Source organism: Sinomonas sp. ASV486 (assembly GCF_030908215.1).
Classification (GTDB): domain Bacteria; phylum Actinomycetota; class Actinomycetes; order Actinomycetales; family Micrococcaceae; genus Sinomonas; species Sinomonas puerhi.
Window position 1 is genome coordinate 35,900 of the sequence record NZ_JAVFJK010000016.1, and the last position, 23,537, is coordinate 59,436.

At 70.3% G+C, this 23,537-nt stretch carries 12 protein-coding genes, 1 tRNA gene and 1 riboswitch (1 of these 14 cut by a window edge); of the genes, 5 read left to right on the forward strand and 8 right to left on the reverse strand.

What is annotated here, in order from left to right; genetic code table 11:
* On the reverse strand, positions 1 to 10,744 hold the beginning of the coding sequence (locus tag RBS60_RS18680; protein ID WP_307959052.1) for a hypothetical protein. The gene continues 24,935 nt to the left of window position 1, outside the view; only the first 10,744 of its 35,679 coding nucleotides appear in the window; its start codon is at positions 10,742 to 10,744; its stop codon lies off the left edge, out of view.
* Between RBS60_RS18680 and RBS60_RS18685 the strand changes: the two genes are divergently transcribed.
* On the forward strand, positions 10,695 to 11,546 hold the full coding sequence (locus RBS60_RS18685) for a hypothetical protein (protein ID WP_307959053.1): 852 nt from the start codon (positions 10,695 to 10,697) through the stop codon (positions 11,544 to 11,546). The two genes, RBS60_RS18680 and RBS60_RS18685, sit on opposite strands and share 50 nt — an antisense overlap.
* A 688-nt stretch (positions 11,547 to 12,234) precedes the next feature.
* Here RBS60_RS18685 and RBS60_RS18690 read toward each other — a convergent pair.
* The 4 genes from RBS60_RS18690 to RBS60_RS18705 all read right to left on the reverse strand — a co-directional run bounded on the left by RBS60_RS18690 (position 12,235) and on the right by RBS60_RS18705 (position 17,667).
* The gene (locus RBS60_RS18690) at positions 12,235 to 13,674 is read right to left on the reverse strand and encodes a nitrate/sulfonate/bicarbonate ABC transporter ATP-binding protein (RefSeq protein WP_307959054.1); all 1,440 of its coding nucleotides are present in this window, start codon (positions 13,672 to 13,674) and stop codon (positions 12,235 to 12,237) included.
* Between the two features lie 36 nt (positions 13,675 to 13,710).
* Entirely contained in the window at positions 13,711 to 15,447 is a 1,737-nt protein-coding gene (locus RBS60_RS18695) for an ABC transporter permease subunit (RefSeq protein WP_307959055.1), read from the reverse strand.
* A 265-nt stretch (positions 15,448 to 15,712) separates the two neighbouring features.
* Positions 15,713 to 15,888, reverse strand: a riboswitch (M-box (ykoK) riboswitch).
* A gap of 78 nt (positions 15,889 to 15,966) precedes the next feature.
* Entirely contained in the window at positions 15,967 to 16,725 is a 759-nt protein-coding gene (locus tag RBS60_RS18700) for an SDR family oxidoreductase (protein ID WP_307959056.1), read from the reverse strand.
* 63 nt (positions 16,726 to 16,788) lie between these two features.
* Positions 16,789 to 17,667: a putative protein N(5)-glutamine methyltransferase gene (locus tag RBS60_RS18705; protein ID WP_307959057.1), complete on the reverse strand. Its 879-nt coding sequence runs from the start codon at positions 17,665 to 17,667 to the stop codon at positions 16,789 to 16,791.
* Positions 17,668 to 17,744: 77 nt separating this feature from the next.
* Between RBS60_RS18705 and RBS60_RS18710 the strand changes: the two genes are divergently transcribed.
* Positions 17,745 to 17,954: a dodecin gene (locus tag RBS60_RS18710; protein ID WP_307959058.1), complete on the forward strand. Its 210-nt coding sequence runs from the start codon at positions 17,745 to 17,747 to the stop codon at positions 17,952 to 17,954.
* Between the two features lie 24 nt (positions 17,955 to 17,978).
* Here the strand turns inward: RBS60_RS18710 and RBS60_RS18715 are convergent, their stop codons facing one another.
* From RBS60_RS18715 to RBS60_RS18725, 3 genes are all read right to left on the reverse strand, one after another.
* A complete protein-coding gene (locus RBS60_RS18715) occupies positions 17,979 to 19,640 on the reverse strand; it encodes a substrate-binding domain-containing protein (RefSeq protein WP_307959059.1) in 1,662 nt (553 codons plus the stop codon).
* A 142-nt stretch (positions 19,641 to 19,782) separates the two neighbouring features.
* Complete coding sequence (locus tag RBS60_RS18720) at positions 19,783 to 20,247, reverse strand: hypothetical protein (RefSeq protein WP_307959060.1); 465 nt, start codon at positions 20,245 to 20,247, stop codon at positions 19,783 to 19,785.
* 467 nt (positions 20,248 to 20,714) lie between these two features.
* Positions 20,715 to 20,790, reverse strand: a tRNA-Lys gene (locus tag RBS60_RS18725).
* Positions 20,791 to 20,941: 151 nt separating this feature from the next.
* On the opposite strand from RBS60_RS18725, the gene RBS60_RS18730 reads away from it, so the two are divergent.
* From RBS60_RS18730 to RBS60_RS18740, 3 genes are all read left to right on the forward strand, one after another.
* A complete protein-coding gene (locus tag RBS60_RS18730; protein ID WP_307959061.1) occupies positions 20,942 to 21,598 on the forward strand; it encodes a hypothetical protein in 657 nt (218 codons plus the stop codon).
* Between the two features lie 274 nt (positions 21,599 to 21,872).
* Entirely contained in the window at positions 21,873 to 22,490 is a 618-nt protein-coding gene (locus tag RBS60_RS18735) for a nuclease PIN (RefSeq protein ID WP_307959062.1), read from the forward strand.
* Between the two features lies 1 nt (position 22,491).
* Positions 22,492 to 23,508 (forward strand): anion permease, encoded by a 1,017-nt coding sequence (locus RBS60_RS18740; protein WP_307959063.1) that lies wholly within the window; start codon positions 22,492 to 22,494, stop codon positions 23,506 to 23,508.
* Positions 23,509 to 23,537: the final 29 nt, after the last annotated feature.

Here is a 23,537-nt window from a genome sequence, read left to right on the forward strand (position 1 = left end):
AGATGACGAACGTGTTGTGCTTCGCTCCCGGCGTCCCCGCGCCAGGCGTTCCTGCGACGACGGTCACGCCGGTCTGACCGGTGACGTGGGCGCCGGCTCCGATCGACGCCGTCGTGGTGAGGATCTGGACGTTGAGGCCGATCGCGGCGCCGACGCCCGTGTCCTTCTGCAGGTCGATCGCACTGCCTGTTCCGCGCGCGGTGGCCTCGGCCAGCATGAGGCCCTGGACGCTCACGGCCCCCATGGTCGCGATGACGGTGACGTTCGGGGCGATGCTGCCCGTGGTCGTCGCCATAACCCAGTTGACGCCGATCGCCGCCGCGACTCCGGTGCCGCCGCCCGAGCTGCCGGAGTTCGAGCCGGACTGGCTGTTCGCTCCCGTGGCGCCGTTGGAACCGCTCGTGCCGCCCGAGGACGAGGGCATGCCCGCCGTTGAGGACTTGGTCGACTGCGTGTTGGGGTTACTGCCATTGGCCTGCTCGTTGGCTTTCGAGTCGCCGCTCTGGCTCTCGGAATCGCTCGAGCCCTTCGCGCTCGCAACAGACTTCGCCTCGCTGGTCATCTCCGAGGAGGCGAGCACGTCCACGGAGGCCGCGGTGACATTCCTGGCGATGGTCGCCGTCGTGCTCCAGCTGACCACCGCGTTGACGGACACGTCGATGCCCACGGCGGTGCTCTTGCCGGCGGCCTCGGCGTTGCCCTCGGTCATGATCCGGTTCACGTGGGTCGCGTGGACGACGACGGCGCCGCTGCCGCCGGCCGAGGCCGTGTAGCCGGGCCCGCTGGACGCCGGGGTGCCGAGGCGGGCCTCGACCGTGTCGCCGACGCTCACGACAAGGGCGACGACGGGGGTCACCGCGGTGCCGCCCGAGGTGCCTCCCTCGGCGGTCGTGGGCAGTTCGCGGAAGCCCATCGCGTCGATCGTGAGGGACGTTCCGCCGGTCAGGGTCGCGCCGTCCTGCGCGCCGGCCCGGACCGTGTTGTCGGGCAGGGCCGTGAGGGCCACGGACGCGCCGACGCCCGTCGCGGAGCCGACCTCGGCCTTGGATGTGGCCTTGGCGAGGTCGTAGGAGTTCGCCAGCGCCGTGATCGAATCGTCCGCGGTGGTCAGCGTCGCGGAGGCGCCCGTCTGCAGCAGTGCGGCGGTGTGCTCGGTGACGATGTTGATCGCGAGGGCGCCGGCCACGCCGACCGATGTCGCCTTGCCGACGCCCGCGTATGCAGTGGCGGTGACCTCGTGCTCCCAGAGGCGGAAGACCTGGCCATCCGTCGGGGCCGCGGGGAGGTGGTCGCCGTCGGTCACGGTGATCGTCGTGACGGTCCACGTGTGGGTGGCTGTGCGCTTGTAGATGCCGGGGGCGTTCGCGCCGTCCTGAGCCGTGAGCTGGAAGAGCGTGTCCTTCTCGATCTTGTCGGCCGGCAGCGAGTCGAAGTCGTCGTAGGCGTCCTTCGTCACGAACACCCACGCGCTGCCGTTCCACTGCCACACGCTGCCCGTCGGGTGGCCGTCCTTGGGCGCCGCCAGCACGAAGAGCTGGCTCGCGGCCGGGCTCGCCGGGAACGTGGCCCCGGAGGCGATCGAGGACCCGGCGTCGGTCTGGAGGACCCACTTGGCGTTGGCGCCGTCGTACTTGTAGATGCCCGCGTTGTTCGAGCTCGTCGAGGCCTTCGCCGCGGCGAGGTCGCCGTCCGACGGGCCGGGGAGCTGCTTGCCGGAGTCGATGGTCTTCCACGCGCCGTCGGCGGCGTTCCAGACCCGCAGGACGTCGCCCGAGCCTCCGCTGGACATACCGGCCGAGAGGACCAGGCCCGTACCCGTGATCGTCGCTGTGCCGGTGAGGGCGGTGTTGGTGATGTCCACCTTGTTGACCGAGACACCGGCGCCGATGCCGACGCTCGCGTCCGCCGTCGTGTCGCCGCGGGCGCTCGCGCGGGCGTCGGTGTCCGCGGTGGCCTTGAGCGTCACCACTGCGCCGGAGGAGATCGCGACGCCGTTGGCGAACCAGGCACTGGAGGAGGTCGTGACCACGTTGATGGCCACTGCGGCCGCTACGGAGACCGAGGCTCCGCCGTTGTCGTTGCTCGCGGCCTTCGGAGTCGACGACGTCCCGGTGGTCTTGCCGCCGCTGTTGTCGGACTGCGTCTGCTTGGCTGCGCCGAGCTTCGAGTCGGCCTTGCCGTTGACGTCCGTGCCGGAGGAGTCCTTGCCGCTCGCGGAGGAGGTCGTCTGGCCCTCGGCGCCCTCGGCGGCCGCTTCGGCGCTCGTCGTGGTGACGGAGGTCCCGAAGGCCTGGAAGGAGACCGCGCCGCCGGTCGCAGTGACGCTGCGCGCGGTGCCCGAGTCGACGCCGTCGTCAACGATGGCGAGTGCGAGGGAGATGCCGAACCCGGCGGAGGAGCCGACGGTCGTGTCGCCCTTGGCGATGGTCGTGGTGGTGGCATTCTGTGTCGCGGTGGCAGCGACGGCGCCGCTGGCGGTGAGAGTGCTCGCACTGGCGCCCAGGGAAGCGCTCGTGCGCAGCGTCGCGATGGTCACGGCGATCGCGGGGGTGACGGTCACGCTGCCGCCCTTGCCGCCCGCATCGACCTCGTTGTCGATCACGCTGGTGGTCGTAGCGGTGATCGTGACGCTTCCGGCGCCGGTGAGCGGGGGCCCGCGGGTCGGGTCGGCGACCTGGTCGATGCCCGCGTACACGGTGTCGTTGACGAGGTTGATGCCCACGGACGCTCCGATGCCGACCGTGCCGGAGCCGGACTGCTTCGCCGAGGCCTTCGTGGTGCTGTTCGAGCTCGATCCGGCGGTCATGCCCGCCGCGCCGCCGGCGAGGGCGACATTGCCGGCCGGCCCTGCGGGGAGCGTGGTGGTCGGGTCTGCGTGGACAGTGGCGAGGGTCGTGAGGTTGACGACGTTGAGCGCGAGCGCGCCGGCAAGTCCGAGCGTTCCGCTCGTGTTCGCGGCGCCAGCCGTGGCGCTGGCCGTGAACGTGTGCTGAGTGTCGGCGGTCGGACCAGACCCGAGGGTCCGCGTCGTCGCGCTGAGGGTGAGGCCAGCGGCCGAGAGCTGGGAGCCGACGCCGATGCTCGCCTCGTTGCGGACCTTCACCAGGTTGATCGCGACCGCGGCCCCGATGCCCACGCTCGAGCTGTTGCTGGCCGAGCCGTCGGCGGTGGCGGAGGCGTCGGTGTTGTTCGTGGTCGTAAAGCTCGCGGTGCCCCCGTTGTTCACGGTGAGGGAAACGCCCGGGGCGAGCAGCGCCGTCGTCGTGGACGTCACGAGGTTGATCGCGACGGCGGCAGCGACCGTCACGTTGGAACCGCCAGAGTCCTGCTTGGTGCTCGGGGTCGCGGACGACGACGTCGTCTTCCCCCCGCTGTTGGCGGACTGGAGGCCCTTGGCCGTGCCGAGCGAGGTGTCGGCCTTGCCGTTGACGTCCTTGCCCGAGGAATCCGTCGACCCGGACGACGTCGACGACTGCCCCTCGACACCGACCGCGCTGGCTGTCGCGGAGGAGGACACCTGGGACGTCCCGTCCGCGGCGAACGAGACGCTGCCACCGGCCGTGGTGTTCCGATAGAGGGAGGAGTCCACGGTGTGGTCGGCGATCGCCAGAGCGAGGGAGAGTCCCAGGACCACGGTGCCGCCGGTGGCCGCGCCCTTGGCGCTGCCGGTGACGGTCGCGGTCTGGTCCGCGTGCGCGGTGATCCCGCCGGCGAGGTTCAGTGCCGGGCCGGAGAGGATGCTCGCCGTCGTGGAGACCTCGCTGATGGTCAGGGCGAGGGCACCGGCCAGAGACAGCGACGACCCGGACGGCGCGGCGGCGCCGCCCTCCGCGGTAGTTGTCGCCTTGTCACTGTTCACCGCGGTGATCACGACGGCGCGGCCACCCGTGAGCGTTGAGCCCGCCGCGAGGCCCGCGGCCACCGCGTCGTTGATGAGGTTCAGGGCCACCGAGGCCCCGAGGCCGGCCGTCGTGCCGCCCGTGGTCTTCGCCGTGGCCTTGGCGGTGTTCTCCGTCGACGAACCAGCGGTGAAGGACGAATCCCCGGCTGCCGGAAGGACCGCGGTGCCCGTCAGCTGCGCGCCCACCGTCACGTTGACGAGGTTCAGCGCGAACGAGCCCGCCAGGCCGAGGCTTCCGCCCGCCGTCGCGCCCGAGGTCGCCTCGGCGTCGAACGTGTTGACGCTGTCGGTGCCGCCGCCCGAGATCGGCACGGACCGCTCGGTCGCCGAGAGGACGAGAGAGCCCGCGTTCACCGTCGCACCGGCGGGCACGGCGGCGAGGACCGTGGCGTTGGCCAGGTTGATCGCTACGGCCGCGCCGATCCCGATGCCGGTCGAGGTCGCCGAGCCGTCCGCCACGGCCTTCGCGTCCGTGTTCGCGTCCGCGGTGAAGGACGCCTTACCGGTCGTGGTCAGGGTCAGGCCTGCGCTGAGCTGCGACGTTACCGTGTGCGTCGAGAGCGTCACCGCAACCGCCGCCGCAACCGACACCGAACCGGACCCGCCGCCGGAGCCGCCCTTGTCCGTCGTCGCCTTCGGCGTGGACGAGCTCGAGGTCGTCTTCCCGCCGCTGTTGGCGGACTGGAGGCCCTTGCCCGTGCCGAGCGAGGTATCGGCCTTGCCGTTGACGTCCTTGCCTGTGGAATCCGTACCGGTCGAGCTCTGGCCCTCGGCGCCCGCAGCGCTGGCCGTCGAGGAATCGGAGACCTGCGAGGTGCCCTCGGCCCAGAACGTGACGTCCCCGCCCGCCGTCGTCGGACGGCTCAGCGAGGAGTCCACGGTGTGGTCGGCGATCGTCAGGGCCAGGGAAAGGCCGACCGTGAGCGAGCTCCCGCCGGTGGCCGCGCCCTTCGCGCTGCCGGTGACGGTGGCGGTCTGGTCGGCGTGCGCGGTGATCCCGCCAGCGAGGTTCAGTGCCTGGCCGGAGAGGATGCTCGCCGTCGTGGAGACCTCGCTGATAGTCAGGGCGAGGGACGCCGCGAGGGACGCCGTGGTCTGCCCGGTCGCCGCGGCGCCGCCCTCAGCGGCCGTGGTCGCCTTGTCGCTGTTCACCGCGGAGATCACGACGGCGCGGCCGCCCGTGAGGGTCGAGCCCGCCGCGAGACCCGCGGTCACCGTGTCGTTGATGAGGTTCAGGGACACGGACGCCCCGAGGCCCAGCGTCCCGCCCGAGATGTTGGTCGCGGCGGTCGCCTTGGCGGTGTTCTCCGTTGCGGATCCGGCCGTGAAGCCAGCGTCGCCAGTGGTAGGCAGAACAGCAGTGCCGGACAGCTGCGCGCTGACCGTGACGTTGGCCAGGTTCAGCGCGAGCGAGCCCGCCAGGCCGATGCTCGAGCCCGCCGTCGCGCCCGAGGTCGCCTCGGCGTCGAACGTGTTGACGCTGTCGGTACCGCCGCCGGAGACCGGCACGGACCGCTCGGTCGCCGAGAGGACGAGAGAGCCCGCGTTCACCGTCGCACCGGCGGGCACGGCGGCGAGGACCGTGGCGTTGGCCAGGTTGATCGCGACCGCCGCGCCGATCCCGATGCCGGACGAGGATGTAGCCGAGCCGTCCGCGACGGCCTTCGCGTCCGTGTTCGCGTCCGCGGTAAACGAGGCTTTCCCGGTTGTGGTCAGGGTCAGGCCTGCGCCGATCTGGGACGTCACCGTGTGCGTCGAGAGCGTCACCGCGATCGCCGCAGCGACCGAGATCGTCCCGGACCCGCCGCCGGAGCCGCCCTTGTCCGTGGTCGCCTTGGGCGATGTGGGTGCGGCGGTGGTCTTGGTGCTGTTCGCGTTCTGCAGCCCGGCAGCGGTGCCCGAGGCCGTGTCGGCCTTTCCGTTGACGTCCTTGCCCGAGGAGTCCGTCCCGGTCGAGCCCTGCCCCTGCGCACCGGCAGCAGTGGCCGTCGAGGAATCCGAGACCTGCGAGGTGCCCTCAGCCCAGAACGTGACGTCCCCGCCCGCGCTCAGCCCCCGGTTCAGGGACGAGTCCACGGCGTGGTTCGCGATCGTCAAGGCAAGCGAGAGCCCGAGTGCGAGGGTCTTGCCGCCCTGTGCCGCGCCGTTCGCTGTGGCTGTGACCGTTGCGGTCTGCGTGGCGTGGAGGGCGGCTCCGGCGCTGAGGGTCGTCGCGGCACCCGAGCCGACGGACGCCGTCGTCGAGACGCTGCTGATCGTGAGGGCCAGCGAAGCCGCCAGAGCGAGGGTGCCCGAGCCGGTCGCGGCAGCTCCACCGGCGGACGACGTCGTGGCCTTGTCGCTGCCGTTCGCCGTTCCGTTGAGCTGGTGCGCCCCGGTAATGGCCGCACCGGCGGCAATGCCAGCCATCGTGTCGTCGTTGATGAGGTTCAGTGAGATCGAGGCGCCGATGCCCGAGGCCCCGCCGCTGCTGTCCGTCTTCGCCGCGGCCGAAGCGGTGTTCTCCGTGGCCTGGCCGGCTGTGAGGGTCACGTCGCCAGTAGCGCCGGTAACGGCGCCGTTGACCGTGAGGGCGGCGGTCCCGAGGACCTGGGCCTGCGTCACGACATTGACCAGATTGAGAGCGAACGAGCCGGCGAGGCCGATGTCGCTGCCGGCGGTCGCGCCCGAGGTCGCCTTGGCGGAGAGCGTGTTGACGCTGTCCGTGGCGCCGCCGGAGACCGGCACAACGCGCTCGGTCGCGGACAGGGCGAGTGAGCCCGCGTTGACTGTAGCCCCTGCCGGGACGAGCGCCTGGGTGGTGACCGTGACCTTGTTGATCGCGACGGCGGCAGCGATGCCGACCGACGACGGCGACATCGCATCGCCCTTGGCCTCGGTGACCGAGTCGGCGTTCGTGTCGGCGGCGAACGCGGCGGCGCCCGTCGTGGTGAGCGTCATGCCCGTGGCGAGCTGCGCCGTCGTGCTTACCCCCACCACGCTGATGGCTATCGCGGCGGCGACGCTGATGCTCCCCGAGCCGCCCGAGGTCTTGTCGACGGTCGTCTTCGGGGTCGCGCTCGTCGAGGTGGCCCTGCCGCCGTTCGCGGTCTGCTTGGTCTTCGCGTCGCCGAGGGCCGCGTCCGCCTTGCCGTTGACGTCCTTGCCCGACGTGTCGGAGCTCTCGCCCTGGGCGCCGGCCGCGCTTGCCGTGCCGGTCGTGGTGGTCACCTCCGTGTGGTGGGCCGTGAACGCCGCGGACGCTGCGGAGAGCGTGCGGTCGAGCGGGGCCGAGGACGAGGAATCGACGACGGCGAGGGCGAGCGCGATGCCCAGCGCGAGGGTCCCGCCTGACGCGGCGGTCGCGGCGCCCTTGGCGGTGGTGGTGACCGTGGTGGTCTGGTCGGCGGTGGCAGAGACGGTGCCGGCGAGGGCAGTCGTGCCGAGGCTGGGGTCCGCTCCGCCGATTCCGGCGGTGGTCGATACGTTCGCGAGCGAGATCGCTATGGCGGGGGCGAGCGAGATGTTCGCTCCTCCTGCTCCACCTTCGATCGCAGTCGTCAGCGTATCGCTGTTGGTCGCCTGGATGGTGAAGTCCTTGACTCCGGCCAGTGGGGGTCCGCGGGTGCCGAGCGAGAGCCGGTCGACGCCCGCGAAAACCTGGTCCGTAACGAGGTTCAGGCCGATGGATGCGCCCATGCCGAAGGTTCCGCCGCTGCCGCCCGTGGACTGGGAGGCCGTCGCAGACGCGCCGTTCGCGGACGAGGAGCCGGCGGTCGCCGCCGCGTTGCCCGCACCTCCGAGGCTGATTCCGCCGAGGGGATCGGTCGGCGTCGCAGTCGCCGCGTGTATGGCGGCGGTGGTGGACAGGTTGGCGATGTTCAGGGCGAACGAGCCCGCGACGCCCACGTTGCTTCCCGCTCCGCTCGCGCCTGACTTCGCCGTGGCGCCCGTGCTGTGGGCCAGCGGCGTGGTCGGGGCCGAGGCATCGGCATGGTTCACAGCAGTGAGGTTGAGGCCGGTGGCCGTGACGGATGCGCCGGCCCCCGTGGATGCCTCATTGACGATCGTCGCCTTGTTGATCGCGATGGCCGCGCCGATCGTCGGGCCTGTCCCGCCCGACGCCGAGCCGTCGGCCGTGGCCTGGGCGGTCGTAGTGTTGGCGGACGCGAAGCTCACCTTGCCGGGAGTCGAGAGGGTTGTGGCCGGGGCGAGCTCGGAGGTCGAGGAGGACGTCACGAGGTTGAAGGCGATCGCCGCAGCGACGGTGACACTGTTGCCGCTCGAGTCGGTGGCCGCAGGAGTCGTTGAGGAGGAGGTGCCGCCGGCAGACTTGCCGCCCGCGAACGCGAGCTGCGAGTCGGCCTTCTGGTTCGCGGTCTTGCCGGAGGAGTCGGTGCTCGTCGGGCTGCTCGTCGCGCCGCCCTGGGCGCCAGCCGCGGAAGCTGTCGACGTCGTGGACGTCGTCGACGTGCCGTCGGCGCTCATCGCGACGTCCCCGCCGGCGGTCGTGGCTCGGCCGATCGAGGAGTCGACACTGTGCTGAGCCGCGGTGAGCGCGAAGCTGATGCCAGCGGCAAGGGTGGCCCCGGCGCCCGCCGTCGTGCTGCCGGTCGCAGTGGTGATGGCCGACGCCGCCTGCGTCGCCGACCCGGTCAGCGCGCCGGCGAGGGTGATCGCCGGGCCTGTCAGGAGCGAGGCGATCGTCTGAACGTTGGAGATCGTGATAGCGACGACGCCCATGAGCGAGGCATTCGATCCGCCCGCCGCGCCGCCGGTCGCCGACGTGGTCGTCGCATCGCTGCCGGTCGCGGTCAGGGCCAGTGCACCGGCGCCAGCGAGCACTGCGTTCTGCATCAGGCGGGCCGCGACGATCGAGTCGATGATGCCCAGGGCGATCGAGGCCCCGATGCCTGTGGCGCCGCCGTTCTGCGCAGCGTTGGCGTTGGCGGAGTTGACGTGCTTCCCGGTGGCCTTGAGGGCCACGGTCGGAGATCCGGTCAGCGCGTTGCCCGCGCCGCGGACCTCGGCGAGGGTCTTGCCATTGACGAGCGTGAGGGCGAACGAGCCGGCCGCTCCGACGCCGCCCGAATTGTTCGTGGCACCCGAGGTCGCGCTAGAGGTGAAGCCCGAGCCGCCCGTGCGGGTCTCATCCGACTCGATCGTCACGGACGTCGCCTGGATCGTCGCGCCCGAGATGTATGCCTCTGTCGTCACATTCGCGACGTCAACGCCGACGCCGACACCCACGCCGAGCGCGCCGCTCGCCGTCGTGCTCCCATCGCCCGTGGCGCTCGAGGTGGCCTGCGAGGTGGTGAAGAGCTTGAGCGCCCCGGTCACGACCTGGGCCGCCTGGACGACCGCCTGCGTGAGAGCCGTGAACACGCTCACCGCGAGGGCTCCCGCGAGGCCGATGGAGCCGTCGGCGGTGTTGGCCTGGCCGTTCGCCCTGGAGGAGTCGTTGACGGGCTTGTCGTTCGCGGTCGAGCCGCCGGGGCTCGCCTTGGCCGACGCCGCGTTGGCACCGTCCGCGTTCGAGGTGAGGGTGATGTTCGCGGCCTTGGTAGGCGCCGTGCTCGTCGAGTCGATGATCGCCTGCGTCGTCTGGTTGAGGTTCACGACCGCGATGCCGGCGCCGGACGTCGCAGCGCTCGCGTCGCCGGTGCCGGTCAGGCCCGCGTGGTTCGTTGCTGTGAGGGAGAGGTCGCCGGTGACCTCGAGGTGCGCTGTGTTCGTGACCTTGCTGACCGCCGTCGTGCTCACCGTGATGATCGCGACTGCGGCGTCCTTGGCCGCGGCGCCGCTCGAGTCGGCCGAGCCCTCGCTCTTCCCAGCGGAGCCCGGCGTAGCGGCGACGTCGACCTTCGACGTCGAGCCCACCGTGGTCTTGCCGCTCGCCTTGACCACGGCCGAGCCGCCGATCGTGACCTCGGCGTCCGAGGAGACGATGGCCGCGTCGCCGTAGTTCTTGACCAGGGTCACGGGGCCGACGGTCGAGGCCGCCGAGAGGACCACGTCGCCAGTCGCGGCGATCTGGGTCGTGCCGAGGAGCGAGACGAGGGCCTTCGAGGAGACGTTGACCGCGTAGGCCGTCGCGCTGGTGGCGTCGGGGCTGACGCTGGCTGCCGCCTGGGCGGTGAACCCGCCGGAGGTGACCTGGCTGTCCTGGAGGGTGACCTCGACGTCTCCGCAGTGCGTCGCGAGGGTCACGCAGCTGCGCGGATCGCTCAGCGGGTTGCGCGGGCCGCCCGTGATGGTGTCGGCCGCGTCGAGGAGGACGGTTCCGGCGGTCAGGACGGTCCCAGAGGCGAGCGTGATCTTCTCGGCGTGGATCGTCAGGGCCGCCGTGCCGAGCGAAATCGGGCCGCTCAGGACGATCGAGTCCCAGCCCGCCCCGCCGTCGATGGTCAACGACCCGGTCGGCGCCGTGAACGTCGTGAGCTCGAATGTGCTGTTGGTGCTCGCGAGCGTCAGGGTCGATCCGGCCTGGGTCAAAGTGGCCTGGTCGTCGCCGCCGCTGAGGGTGAAGACCACGTCCGCCGCCGTCCCGCCGGCGATGATCGGCTCGATGTCCGTGTAGTTGATCGTCGTCGCGTCAAGGTAGAGCGTTCCGGTCGAGGAGTTCACGGCCACTGAGCGCGAGCTCGTCACCGTGCCCGCCGTGGCCAGGGTGTCGAACCCCGGACCGCCGTCGAAGCTGACCGTGATGTGCGGGTTGACGGTGCCGCGGTCCACCAGGAGCGTGTCGTTCCCGGCGGTGCCCATGACCGAGATGCCCGAGATCGTCGACAGCTGCCGGGCCTGGCCCTCGAACGTGACCGTTCCATCCGCGTGGAACGCGAGCGTCGACGACGTCGAGGTCATCTGCAGCGCCCACGGCGACGGCGATACCGGCGAGACCGAAGTGGTCGTCGCCGGCGCGGTGGCCGAGGTGGGGGTCGACGCCGTGGACGAGGTCGACGACGGGCCCGTCGGTGCCGTGGTCGCGGCCGGAGCCGTGGTCGTCGTCGTCGCGGCCGGGGCCGTCGTCGTCGTCGCGGCCGGGGCCGTCGTCGTCGTCGCGGCCGGGGCCGTCGTCGTCGTCGCAGTCGACGGCGCCGCCGTAGTCGTCGGTGCCGCGGTGGTCGCCGTCGGATCAGTCGTCGCGGCCGGAGCTGTGGCAGTGGTCGCGGCCGGAGCCGTGGCGGTCGGGTCGGTCGTCGTGGTCAACGGCGTCGAGGTCGTCGCAGCCGGAGCGGCCGCCGCCGCGGCTGGAGCCGTGGACGTCGTCGCGGTCGATGCCGGTGCCGTAGCGGTCGTCGTGGTCGACGGCGTCGAGGTCGTCGTCGTAGCCGGAGCGGGCGCCGGCGCAGCCGCCGGAGCCGGGAAGGCCTCGGTCGTCACCGTCCGCCGCTCTCCGGGGTTGAGCACCCGGCTCATGAGATCCGAACCGCCCTCGAGGTCGACCAGGCCGAGCACGTGGCCGAGCTCGTGGGCGATCACCGTCTGGAGGTCCATCCGGTTCGTGGCGACCGTTCCGACGCTCCAGCCCCAGCCGGCCGCCGTCGGGCTCACCGTGATGGCGGTTCCGTTCGTGACGGCGAGAGCCGTCCCGCCGAGCGGGGCGACTGCAAAGGTCGCGGCGCTCACGTCGTGCCCGGGCCACAGGCCCGCGGCAGCGCCGTAGACGGCCTGGATGTCCGCGAGCGTGATCGCTGTCGTGACGGGAACCGCGGGCAGTGACGCCGCGTCTTGATGGTTTGCCACCTGCGCTGGGCTCACGGCCCAGGGGCCACCCTGGGCCCTCGCGAGGGTCGATGCGCCGGCGGGTGTCGCGACGGCAAGTGCCATGGCAAAAGCGGCCAGCGCGGCAGTGAGCCGCTTCGGCCCCTTCCACAGCACGGACCATCTCATCAGACGTCACCGATCGCCGGGACGATGCTCAGGCATCGTCAGACACAGAACACAGAACACATGAAGGTGGTGTACGTGTGTCGGCGACCAGTGGTGAGACGTCCACTGGCACTTCGACGACGACCGCAGCTGACGTAGTCAACCCGCGGTCCGCGGAGATCTCCGCCTTCTTGCGCCCCGTGAAAGTGCGCCCCCTGCCGGCGGTGGAGGTTCATTTCTGAACTTCCGGGTTGAAGTTAGATCGGTCTTCTACGCGACGTCAACCCCCCAGCGAATCTTTCGGATTCTCGTTTTCTTCGACCCAGAATCCGAAAGTCCCTGTCGAAAGATGCCCAACCTGGGCTCATATATTCCTAGAATTGAATATACAAATCCCCGCCATTACGGGTGAAAATGGCCATATATGCACCTTGGCGACTATCTTGAACCGAGAATTGATTGCATCCACAAAGGCGATGCGTTCACGCTGCGGCGTCGGGATGGGTCGGCAGGAGGAGGCGGTCGGAGTCCGCGTCGAACTCGAAGAGCTCTCCGTACCGCCCCCAGTCGATCGCGGTATCGAGCTGCGCCTCGGCCTCATCGTCGCCGTAAAGTGCCTTGAGCTCGGCGAGCATGTCGTCGGCGCGCAGGGCACCGGACTCGCTGTGCCGCAGCTCCCGGACGATCCGCCGGACAAGCGGCGCAGTCTCAACCGCGAGCGTCGCGAACTGCTCCTTGGCCCGGAGGAGATCGGCCGCGGCGTACCGCCGGCCCTGTTCGGTGATCCGGAGCTCGGCGCCCTGCGGCCGCGCAAGCTTGAGCAGGTTGGAAGCGTCGACAATCGGCAGCAGGTCGTCAATCTCGTAGCGCAGCTCGTCGGCGATCTCCGCGAGACCCTCGACCCCGCCGCGGTGGGCGAGAAGCTCGATGAGGCCGCGCAGCTCGCCCGTGCTCGCCGCCGGAAGCGGTATCTCGAGGTTGCCGCTTCCGGTGTCGGCCGCCTCACCGCGTACGACGCCGCCCGGAACAGTCGCCGCCGTCGGCTCGCCGCCGCCGTCGTGCGCACCCACCTCCTGGGCACCCGAAGCGACTGCCAGCCCGCGCCGTGGCTCCGCCTTCTGGCCGGTGAGAATCCCGTAGACCTCATCGACGAGTGCCTCGAACTCGGGGCTGCGGCGGTCGCGCGGCTGGGGAAGGTCCACCGCGAGCTCGGCCTTGATGCGGCCGGGGTTGGAATCGAGCACCAGCACACGGTCCGCGAGCTGGATGGCTTCCTCGATATTATGGGTGACGATGAGCGCGGTGCGCGTGGGCATTGTCCCGTCGCTCCACATCCGCACGAGCTCGGAGCGGAGATTCTCGCTCGTGAGCACGTCAAGGGCGGAGAACGGCTCGTCCATGAGCAGGACGTCGGGTTCCACGACCAGCGCCCGCGCGAACCCGACGCGCTGTCGCATTCCTCCCGAGAGTTCCTTGGGATAGGCGGTCTCGAAGCCGTCGAGCCCGATCGCGTCGATCGCGGCGAGGGCCCGCTCGCGGCGCTGGGCAGGCCTGGCGCCCTTGGCCTCGAGCCCGAGCTCAACGTTCTCGAGGACGGTGAGCCAGGGCAGGAGCGCGAAGGACTGGAACACGAGGGCGGTGCCGGGATTCGCGCCGTTGACGCGCTCGCCCCGGTACGAGACGGTTCCGGATGACGGCGCGATGAGACCGGCGATGCACCGCAGCAGTGTGCTCTTGCCCGAGCCCGAGCGGCCCAGGAGCGCGACGATCTCGCCCTCGCGCAGCGTCAGGGTGACGCCTGAGAGGACGGTCTTCTCCCCGCCGTCAGTCGCAAAGTGCTTGCTCACGTCGGAGACCGAGATGAGGTCCGTGGTGCTGTTGATCGTGCCAGCGGCAGTGGTGCTGTTGGCTGAGAGGTTCATGGTGGTGCCTCCTCGAGGGAAAGAAGAAGTCAGTAATCAGAGGGAGAAGCGGGACTCGGCAAGCGCGTACAGGCGTCGCCAGAACAGTCGGTTGATGCCCACCACGAAGGCGGACATCACGATCACGCCGATGAGCACGCGGGCCATGTCGCCCGACGAGGTCGCCTGGGCGATGTAGGCACCGAGCCCGGTGGCCGTGAGGGTGTCATGGTTGTAGGAGACGACCTCGGAGACGATCGAGGCGTTCCACGCACCGCCGGCCGCGGTGACGCCACCAGTGACGAAGGCGGGGAAGATCGCGGGGAGGATGAGTCGGCGCCAGCGCTGGACGCGTGTAACCCCGAAGCTGTCCATCGCCTGCCGAAGATCCGTAGGGATCGCGCTCGCTCCCGCGATGACGTTGAACAGGATGTACCACTGCGAGCCGAGGGCCATGAGCGCGATCCCACCGATATCGAGCGGGATGTCCGCGGCCACGAAGAATGCGATCGCGAACGGGAACAGGAAGTTCGCCGGGAAGCTCGCGAGCATCTGGACCACGGGCTGCGCGAGCCGGCTGATTCTGGGGTTCATACCGATCCACACGCCCACAGGAACCCACACGATCGTCCCGAGGACGATGATCGCGAGCACCCGCAGGAGGGTGATGAGCCCGAGCCCGAACGCCTGTCCGAACTCGCCGAAGCCCACTGTCGAGGCGATGAAGTCGTAGGCCCAGTAGGCGCCATACGCCATCGCTGCCGCGACGAGGACCGTGACCGCGACGTCTCCCGCACGACGCCGCGCGGCGGGCACCACGAGCGGGTAGTCGGCTACGCCGAACGGCCGCATCGCCGAGTCGAGTGTCCTGCCGATGGGCTCGAGCGCCCGGCCCAGTCCGCGCGGGATCGACGAGTGCGCGAGCACCGAGAGGACGAGGCTGCGCGGACGCTCCGCGGCGGCCGTGTCCTCCTGGCGGAACTTCTCCGCCCATGCCACGAGCGGGCGCCAGAAGAGGAAGTTCACGCCGAGCACCATGACGGCCATCGTGAGGATGGCCCAGCCCACGTTCGCGAGCTCTCCCTCCTCGACCGCCGCGGCCACGTAGGCGCCCACTCCGGGGAGGGCAAAGGAGGATCCGTTGACCGAGATCGCCTCGGAGGCGGCGAGGAAGAACCAGCCGCCGCCGAAGCTCATCATCCCGTTCCAGACGAGCGGGATCAGGCCGGAGGGCACGTCGAGCCGCCAGAAGCGCTGCCACTTGGTGAGGCGCATGAGGCGCGCGGCCTCGTCGAGTTCCTTGGGCTGGCTCACGAGGGACGCATGGAAGGCGAACGCCATGTTCCAGGCCTGGGACGTGAAGATCGCGAAGACGCTCGCGGCCTCGAGACCAAGCTGGGAGCCCGGGAAGAGGGATAAGAATCCAGTGACCGTCACGGACAGGAAGCCGAGGATCGGCACGGACTGGAGGATATCGAGGGCGGGCAGGATGATTTTCTCGGCCCGCGGGAGGCGCGCGGCCGCCGTCGCGACCACGAAGGTGAACACCACGGATGCGAGGAGCGCCGCGAACATGCGGGCCAGCGAGCGCAGCGCGTAGTAGGGAAGGTTGGAAGGTTCGGTCGAGACGGAGGACGGCGCATTGCCCAGGTCGAGCGGGGCCGTCGCCCCGAGTGAAACGCGGATTACGAGATAGAAGACGACGGCAATGGTCGCCGCCACAAGGAGGTCGGCCCAGCGGAACCGGGCACGCTGGAGCGTGCCGGCGCCGGGCAGCAGGCGGAGGAGGGTCATGGTGGCTCCCGTCAGGGCGGGCGCAACCGCACCACAGAGGAGCGAGGCTCGGCGTCCGACGCCGCGTGGTTGCGGGCGCGGCGCAGCGAGTCAGCTGGTGTGGCGGGGCTGCGGAAAAGGGCGGGCGGGCTCTAAAAGGGCGGGCTCGTAAAAGAGTGCGGGCTCGTGCCGGTCAGAAGGAACCGGCGGGACTATGACCGTCGCTCATGACGGAACACCTCCCCGGTTTGATGGCTGCATGCCTCGGGAGGCCGCCAAGCGACCTGACGCCCCTCCTCGTAAGACCTTTGGCACTTCGCGGCGTCACCCTGGACTCTTGGTCCGGGAGCCAATCGGGGAGGCCCCTTAATCCGGGGCGACCTGTCCTGACCCGTGGCGTCTCTCGACGTTGGGGGTCGCTGGCTTGTGTCCGCGAAGGAGCCTCAGCTAACGAACGGCACCTTGCAGGGGACAGAGTAGCATCCCCGTCTGGGTCGTCCATTCAGGAAACGGTCAGGGCAGACTCATCAGGCAGACCCGTCAGCGCCTCGGCCGCCGCGCGGGGCCGCCCAGAAACCGGTCCGGGAGCACCTTGGAGGCAAGCACCACGGCCTTGTAGACCGCAGATGGGACCGACACGGACCGCCCGGCAAGGTTCTCCCGCAGCCCGTCCCGCACCACGCGATCGGCCGCGAGCCACGTCCATCCGGGGTATCGGCGAGTCTCCATGCCCATGCGCTCGTGGAACTCAGTGCGGGTGAATCCGGGGCAGAGGGCGGTGACCTTCACGCCCGAGCGCCGGTAGTGCACGTTGGCCCAGCGGCTGAACGACACGAGCCAGGCCTTTGCAGCCGAGTAAGTGCCCCGCGGGAGGAAGGCGGCCACGGAGGCGACGTTGATGATGCGGCCCTCGCCCCGGGCGAGCATGCCCGGCAGCACGGCATGGCACAGGCTCAACGCGGCCTCGACATGAAGCCGCAGGTGGCTCACCTCGTCGGGGAGCGGGGTGTTGTGGAAGTCGTGCAGGAGGCCATGCCCGGCGTTGTTGACAAGGATGCCGACTGGCCGGCTCGGGTCCTTCGCACGAGTGACGGCCGTTCCGAGCCCGAGCGCGTCTGTGAGATCGGCGGCGAGCACCTCGACATCCACGCCGTGCCTGTACGTCAGCTCCCGTGCCATTGCGTCGAGCCTGTCCTTGTGCCGGGCCACGATCACGAGGTCGTGGCCCTCGGCCGCGAGCTGCCGTGCGAACTCCGCGCCGAGTCCGCTGCTCGCACCGGTGATGAGCGCCGTCGTCATGCGCCTCAGCCTACCGAAGCCGGAGGTCCCCTGCCCCGGCACCCCCGCGCGCGCTCGGACCTGTCACTCCCGCGGTGCCGTCGCCACGATCGCGAGGGCGCCGAGCTCGTCGTCCTCCTCAGCGCGAGGGCGAAGGCCGACGCCGGTCAGGAGCGCGAGTGCGTCGGTCACCTGGCGCTCGCCCAACTCGATGAGGAGGGCGCCGCCGGGCGCGAGCCATTCGTGCGCACCGGCGGCGATGCGGCGGTGCACGTCGAGGCCGTCGGCGCCGCCGTCCAGGGCGAGGGCGGGCTCGTGCTCGCGGGCTTCGGGCGGCATGAGCGGCAGCGCCCCGGTGGGAACGTACGGAGCGTTGGCCACGAGCACGTTCACCCGTCCGCGCAGTCCCTCCGGCAGGGCCGAGTAGAGGTCACCAGTACGAACACGTCCTCCCCATGCGGCAAGATTCCGCCTCGCACAGGCCGTCGCGGCCTCGGCGAAGTCTGCTGCGTGGACCTCGAACTCGTCGGCACCCCATCCGCGCGCCTCGAGCGCCGAGGCTATGCCTGCCCCGAGTGCGCCCGACCCGCAGCACAGGTCGACGACCACGGCGGGCGCCCCGCCGGCGTCGTGCGCGAGGCCAGCGAGGTGCTCGACGGCCAGGCGCACGAGCAGCTCAGACCTGCGTCGGGGCACAAACACCCCGGGGCCGACGGCGATCCGCAGGCCCGCGAACTCGGCCCACCCGAGCAGGTGCTCGAGCGGCTCACCCGCGACCCTGAGGGCCACGAGCCGCTCAAGCTCGGCAGCGTCGGCCGCGGCACCGCCCGCAGCGGTGCGGCCCGACACGGCTTCGACCAGGAGGGCGGCCTCCTCCTCGGCGAACACGCAGCCCGCCGCCCGCAGCCGCGCCGCTATCCCCGCAAGGAGTGGTTCAGCGGGCTCTGGCCATGCACTGGTCACGGCGATAGTCTGCCAGCACCTGAGGGGTCACCGGCACCCAATGAGGCAAGCAAGGGCCCCTGGACCGAGGAGGAACCATGGCGAGCAACACGTACAGCATCTCCGAGATCGTCGGAACGAGCCCCGACAGCATCGACGCGGCCATCAAGAACGGCGTCGCCGCCGCGTCGCAGACCCTGCGGAACCTCGACTGGTTCGAGGTCCAGTCGGTGCGAGGCCACCTCGAGGGCGGCGACGTCAAGGACTGGCAGGTCACCCTCAAGATCGGGTTCCGTCTCGAGCGCTGACGGCGCGCCCGGCCGGGTTCGCTTCTATTGGGTCCTGGCGACGAGGGCCTCGGTGAACACCTTCGGGATGTCCGCCGGGTCCTTCGCCACGTAGCTCGAGCCCCCGGTCGCGGCAGCGATCTGCTGGAGCACGGCCGCGTCTGCGTCGGCCGTGATGCCAATCGTCACGAAGATGACGGGCTTGGCCGGGTCCTTCTCCCGGTTGAGCGTCGCGAGGAGCTCATCGAGCGAGATCGAGTTGGGCTTCTCGTTCGCGCCGTCCGTGAACAGGATGACCGAGTTCACGGCCCGCGGGTCGTAGCCCGCCTTGACGGTGCGGAAGGCTGCCAGTGCGGTGTCGTAGAGACCCGTTCCTCCGCCCACGAGGCTCCCGAGCGACTGGATGTCGGCCCCGAGACGCTGGCGCTGCGACTTGCCGTCCGTGATGGCATCCATGCGCCGGATCGGGTCGAGCTCCTTGTAGTCCTGGCCCTGGCCGCCGAGGTTGATCGAGAACGCCCACATTCCCAGCTGGGCCGTGTCCGGAAACATGCCCGCGCCCGTCGCCGCAGCCTGCTGGGTGAGCTGCATGCGGGTCTTGCCGCCCGCGTCGAGGTTCATGGACCCGGAGACGTCCATGACGACGAGCGAGCGGAACGGAACGACCTGCAGCGCCCAAGTCTTCAGCGCGCGGCTGATCCCGTCCGCGGAGGGGGCAAGCACGGTCACGGCGCCCACGGAGAGCTGGGCGGCCGCGCCGTCGGTCTGGCCCGCGCCCGGAGCGCGCAGGCCGGCGTCGGCGAGCGCACGGCGGCCCTGATCGTCGCCGAGGGCTGCGGCGAGCGCCTTGGCTGCCTTCGCCGCACCCGGTCGACGCGCGGAATCGGTGCCCGTGACGGCGATCGGATAGTCGACGACGGCAGCCTTGCCGCCGGGGACGGTCGCCGCGAGCTTGGTGTTCTGGTGGGAGGATGCATACGCGAGCCACGAGCTCTCCGCGACGATGACCGAATCCGACGAGCGCTCGGCCGTATCGAGGAGCGCAGAATCGCTCTGGGTTGCATGGGATTTCTGGGCCGAGCCTTGGGCGAGCTTGCCGAGCGACGCCGCAAGCGCGGCAGGGTTCGAGCCACCGGACTCGCCCTCGGCAACGGCGCCGGCGAGCGCGGCCGAGGCACTCGCGCTCGTGAGCGGATCGCCGAACTGGATGCTGGCGGTGCCGAACGCGGCGCCCCACCCGGACGGTGCAGCAGTGCCCTTCGCCGCGACGACAACCGCCGGCGAGGCCGCCACCGAGGGCACCGCGATCTCTGGCTTCGGGGTGGAGTTGACAGCGCTCACCCGTGCGCTCGAATCGGCCAGCCAGAGGTCCGGCGCAGCCTTGCCGGCCGCAACCTTGGCGGCGATGTCGGTCTGCTCCGCGACATCGATCTTGAACGTCACGCACGCGGCGGGGTCCACACGCGCCGCAGCGGCGTTCACTGCCGGGAGCGTGGTCGAGTCGGCGAGCACGCTGTACGTCTCGGTTGACGCGCACGACGGCGCGGCGGCCGTCACGATCCTCGGAACCAGCGCCCACGCCGCGAGGCCAATAAGGACGAGCACGCCCACCGCGATAGACACGACGATGGCGAATCGGCTCCGCCGGCGACGCGCGCGCCAGCTGCTCTTCGATTCGGCCCGGCTCGCAACCCTGCGTCCTGCCATGGCTCTCCTCCCAGCACAGGTGGCATCCGCGATTCAGCACGCGTCTCCCCCGCGGGGCGGCCCCGTGGACTACGTGTGATCCCGCCCAGTATAGGTGGAGCGGACCGAGAGCCCGTGTCCCGGATCACAGCGCGAGGCGTGACTACCGCTCGAGCGGCTCCGCGGCGTCGTGCGTCACGAGGGCGTAGCGCCACGCCAGCACGGCCGCCATTCCCGCGGTCCAGCGGGCGCGCAGCAAGGCGACGTCGGCCGCAGGAGCCCCGGCCTGTTCGAGGAGTTCGGAGGCGTGCGCATCAATGAGGTCGCCCAGAAGGTACTTCGCGGCCGCGCGGCTGACCCGAGGGGCGCCCTGCGCGTACAGCGGGCCGCGCTCGAGTCGCCGCAGCGCCGGCCGGAGTCCGATCCAGAGCACCGCCCCGAGCGCGAGCACTGCGGACAACGGCACACCCGACCCCCACACGGCGAGCGCGATCAGGAGCGGAGCCGCCCCGAGTGCCGCCGACGCGAGCAGGACGAAGCTGCGCGCCGGGGCCTGGTCCGATCTGGTGCGGCCGAGGTCCGATGCCCGGCCAATTGAGTGCAGGACGGCGATCCTCGCCTCACGCATTGCCGGTCCATACTCTTCGCGAAGGGCAAGCACAGCCTTGCCCCGCCGGGGCCCGCCCGGAGCACGCGCCGAAAGATCCAGGACGGCCAAGGCGTGAGGGTCAATCCCCCGGGCCTCTGCGATGGACGTGCCCACCGAGCGCTGGCCGGGACGTGCCTGCGTTGTCACCGTCATCGGCCCCCTCTCGTTGGCTGGAATGTCTTCGGACTGAGCATCCTGAACCAACGTGACTCAAATTGTATCATCCTGTCAAATAAATGAGACGATAACACTTGTATTGCTAGGAAGTTTCTGTGAGCGTCACACTGCCCGCTTATCCCGCACTTCACTGGAGCCCTTACGTGCTGGTAGCGTCAGCGGGACGCGGCATGCCGCCACTGCTGGGGAGTGGTGCGGAAGTCGTTGTCGCGCCAAGACGCCCGGGCCGTATCCCCGATGGGGGCCCGGGCGTCTTCGGCCCGAGTGTGTGGTGGGCCCCGTGGGTTTCGAACCCACGACCCGCGGATTAAAAGTCCGCTGCTCTACCAACTGAGCTAGAGGCCCGGTGCCCCGGCGCCGCCGGGACGGAACCACTCTAGCGCAGGGTGCCCACACGACGTCGTGCGCGGAATCCCGCGGGTACAACACAAGCCCACCGCCAGCGGCGGCCCCGCGCGAAGAGGAGTACCGTACTGGGCATGAACGAGGCAGTCGCATGAGCGAGAACCCAGCATCCAGCGGTTCGGGCCCGATCAGGCCCCACAAGCCGAAGCCTTTCGCGCCCATCGACTTCGAGCCCTTTGCGGGCGGCACCGACCCCGCCCGGGTCTCCGAGGCAGCCCACCTCGCGGCTCAGGCACTCGTGCGCCGGGGGCGCGAGAGCGACGACCCAGAAGTGACCCAGCGGCTCGTCCGGCTCGCCGACGAGCAGGGACTCGAGGCTATCGCCGAGATGTGGGCCGAAAGCCCCGCCCGCTCCCTGCCAGGTGCGCTGTGGCGCCTCTACGCCCTCCGCGCCGCCACGAAGCAGGACCCCGAGCGCATCTCCGTCTACTTCAAGGCCGGCAAGGACACTGCACAGGTCTCGCACGTGGTCGCGGGCGTCGCGGAGCCGCCCGGAGCCGATGAGCTCGCCGCGATGGCGGACGCGATCCTCTCCGGTGCGTTCGACGGCGAGTTCGACGTCGCGCTCGAACGCTCGGCGGCGTTCTGCCGCGTCGTCGCGCTCGGTCAAGCCACGGTGGCGGACAGCGCCGAATGGTCCAATTCGCAGCACGCGACCAAGCTCACGAAGAGCGCCAACCAGCTCGTGAAGACGGCCGAGGACCTCGAGGCGAGCGCCAAGGCCTGGCGCCGAGGGCAGCTGGACTGAGTCTCTCGGGAGCGCACTGCCGCCGATCTGTCAAGATTGACTCGGGCGCCGGGAGCGTAGAACACTGTAGGTGGCGTCGGACCGGTGAACCCCCGGGCTCCAACTTTGAGCCGCTTTGAGCGGCCTTCCGCCGAGAGGCGGTCCCGGTTCGGCGCCTTAGCTTTCCCGTTCACCGCTGTCCCGTAAGATGCGAAGGGCTGGCATCCGCTGGCAGGATGGCGAGCGGAACCCCGACCGCTGCGGCCAGACTCAGTACTTCCCGCGCCGGAGATCCATGAAGTTCAGGCTGTTCCCCCAGGAGACCGCGGGCCTTGAACTGCTCGCGTCCATGGCCCAGCAGTCCGTGCTGGGAGTACAGACGCTCTCGGAGATGTTCGGAGCACGCCGCTCGGACTACGAGCCGCTCGTGGACATTCTCATGGCGAACGACGCGCGCACCACTGAACTCTCCCGCACGCTCCTCACCCAGCTGCGCACGAGCTTCGTCAACCCGCTCCCCCGCGAGGACCTCCTCCAGCTCTCCGAATCTCTCGCCGCGACCGTGGACCATCTCGTGGCCGTCGGCGAACTCATCCAGCTCCATGCGATCGACAGGCTGCCAGCCGAGGCTTCGGACATGCTGGACATCGTCAATCGGCAGGCGGAACTGACCGTCGCGGCCATGCGCTCCCTGTCCCGCCTCGAAGAGCTCGAGGACTACTGGACGGACATGATCCGGCTCGCCAAGCGTGCCGAGCAGACGTACCGGGTGTGGAGCGCCTCCGCACTACGGGAGCTCTCGATCGGCCAGTTCGCCCGCACCGTCGAGGTGGCGCGTGCCCTTGTCGCGGCGGTGCACTCGCTCCAGGCGGTCGCGACCTACGTCGGCCGGATCATCGTCAGGGAGTCCTGAGGTGACAGCAGCGCTCACGGGCGCGGTCATCTTGCTCGTCTGCGTGTTCGGCTTCCTCAACGGCTTCCGCGATGCTTCCGCGGCGGTCGCGCTCACCGTGCGGACCCGGGCGCTGACGCCGAGCATCGCCGTCGTGCTGACGGCGGGGTTCAACGTGCTCGGAACGCTCACGAGTGCGTGGCTGCTGAAGAACATCGGGATGGTGTTCGTGGCAGTCCCCAGCGGGAACGATGGCCTCGTCCTGCTCGGGGCGACGCTCATCGCGGCCATCCTGTGGGGCGTCTACGGGTGGTGGCGGGGCTACCCGGCCTCGTCGACGCATGCCTTGGTGGGCGGCCTCATCGGTGCCAGCGTGGGCCTCACACTCATAGGAGACCGGGCGCCCTCCGGCCTCGACCAGGTGTTCTGGCTCTCCGTTGGGCTACCCCTGATCGTGTCCCCGCTGCTCGCGTTCGGCGCCGCGTTCTTCCTCACCCCGCTCGTCACGTGGATCCTCCGCTACAGCCAGCCGAGTCAGGCGCACGCGGGGCTACGGGCGGCCCAGTCCGTCGGCGCGTCGATCGTGGCGTTCGGCCATGGGCTCCAGGACGGCCAGCGGATCGTTGCCCTCTTCATCGTCGCCGCTCTCGGCTCGGGCGCGGGATTCGACGAGGTGCCGATGTGGGCGATGGTCGCGGCCGCGATCGCGCTGGGTGGCGGAACGCTGGCTGGAGGCTGGCGGATCACCTATACGCTCAGCCATCGGCTCGTCCGCATGGACCCGCTGCGTGCGTTCGTGTCGCAGTTCGTCACGAGCGCCATGCTCGTCTTCGGCTCCCTCGGCCTCCACTGGCCGCTCTCGACCACGCACACCGTCGTCGCATCCGTGCTCGGTTCGGGCGCGAATCAGGATATCGGCTCGGTCAACGTGCCGCTCGTGGTGCGCCTCATCCGGTTCTGGCTGCTCACCCCGCTCACGACGGCGGTGCTCGGCTTCGTCCTCGGCCTCGCCTTCGAGCCCCTCGGGGACATCGGCTAACGGACTAGTCGAGTCGTACCGGCGTTCGC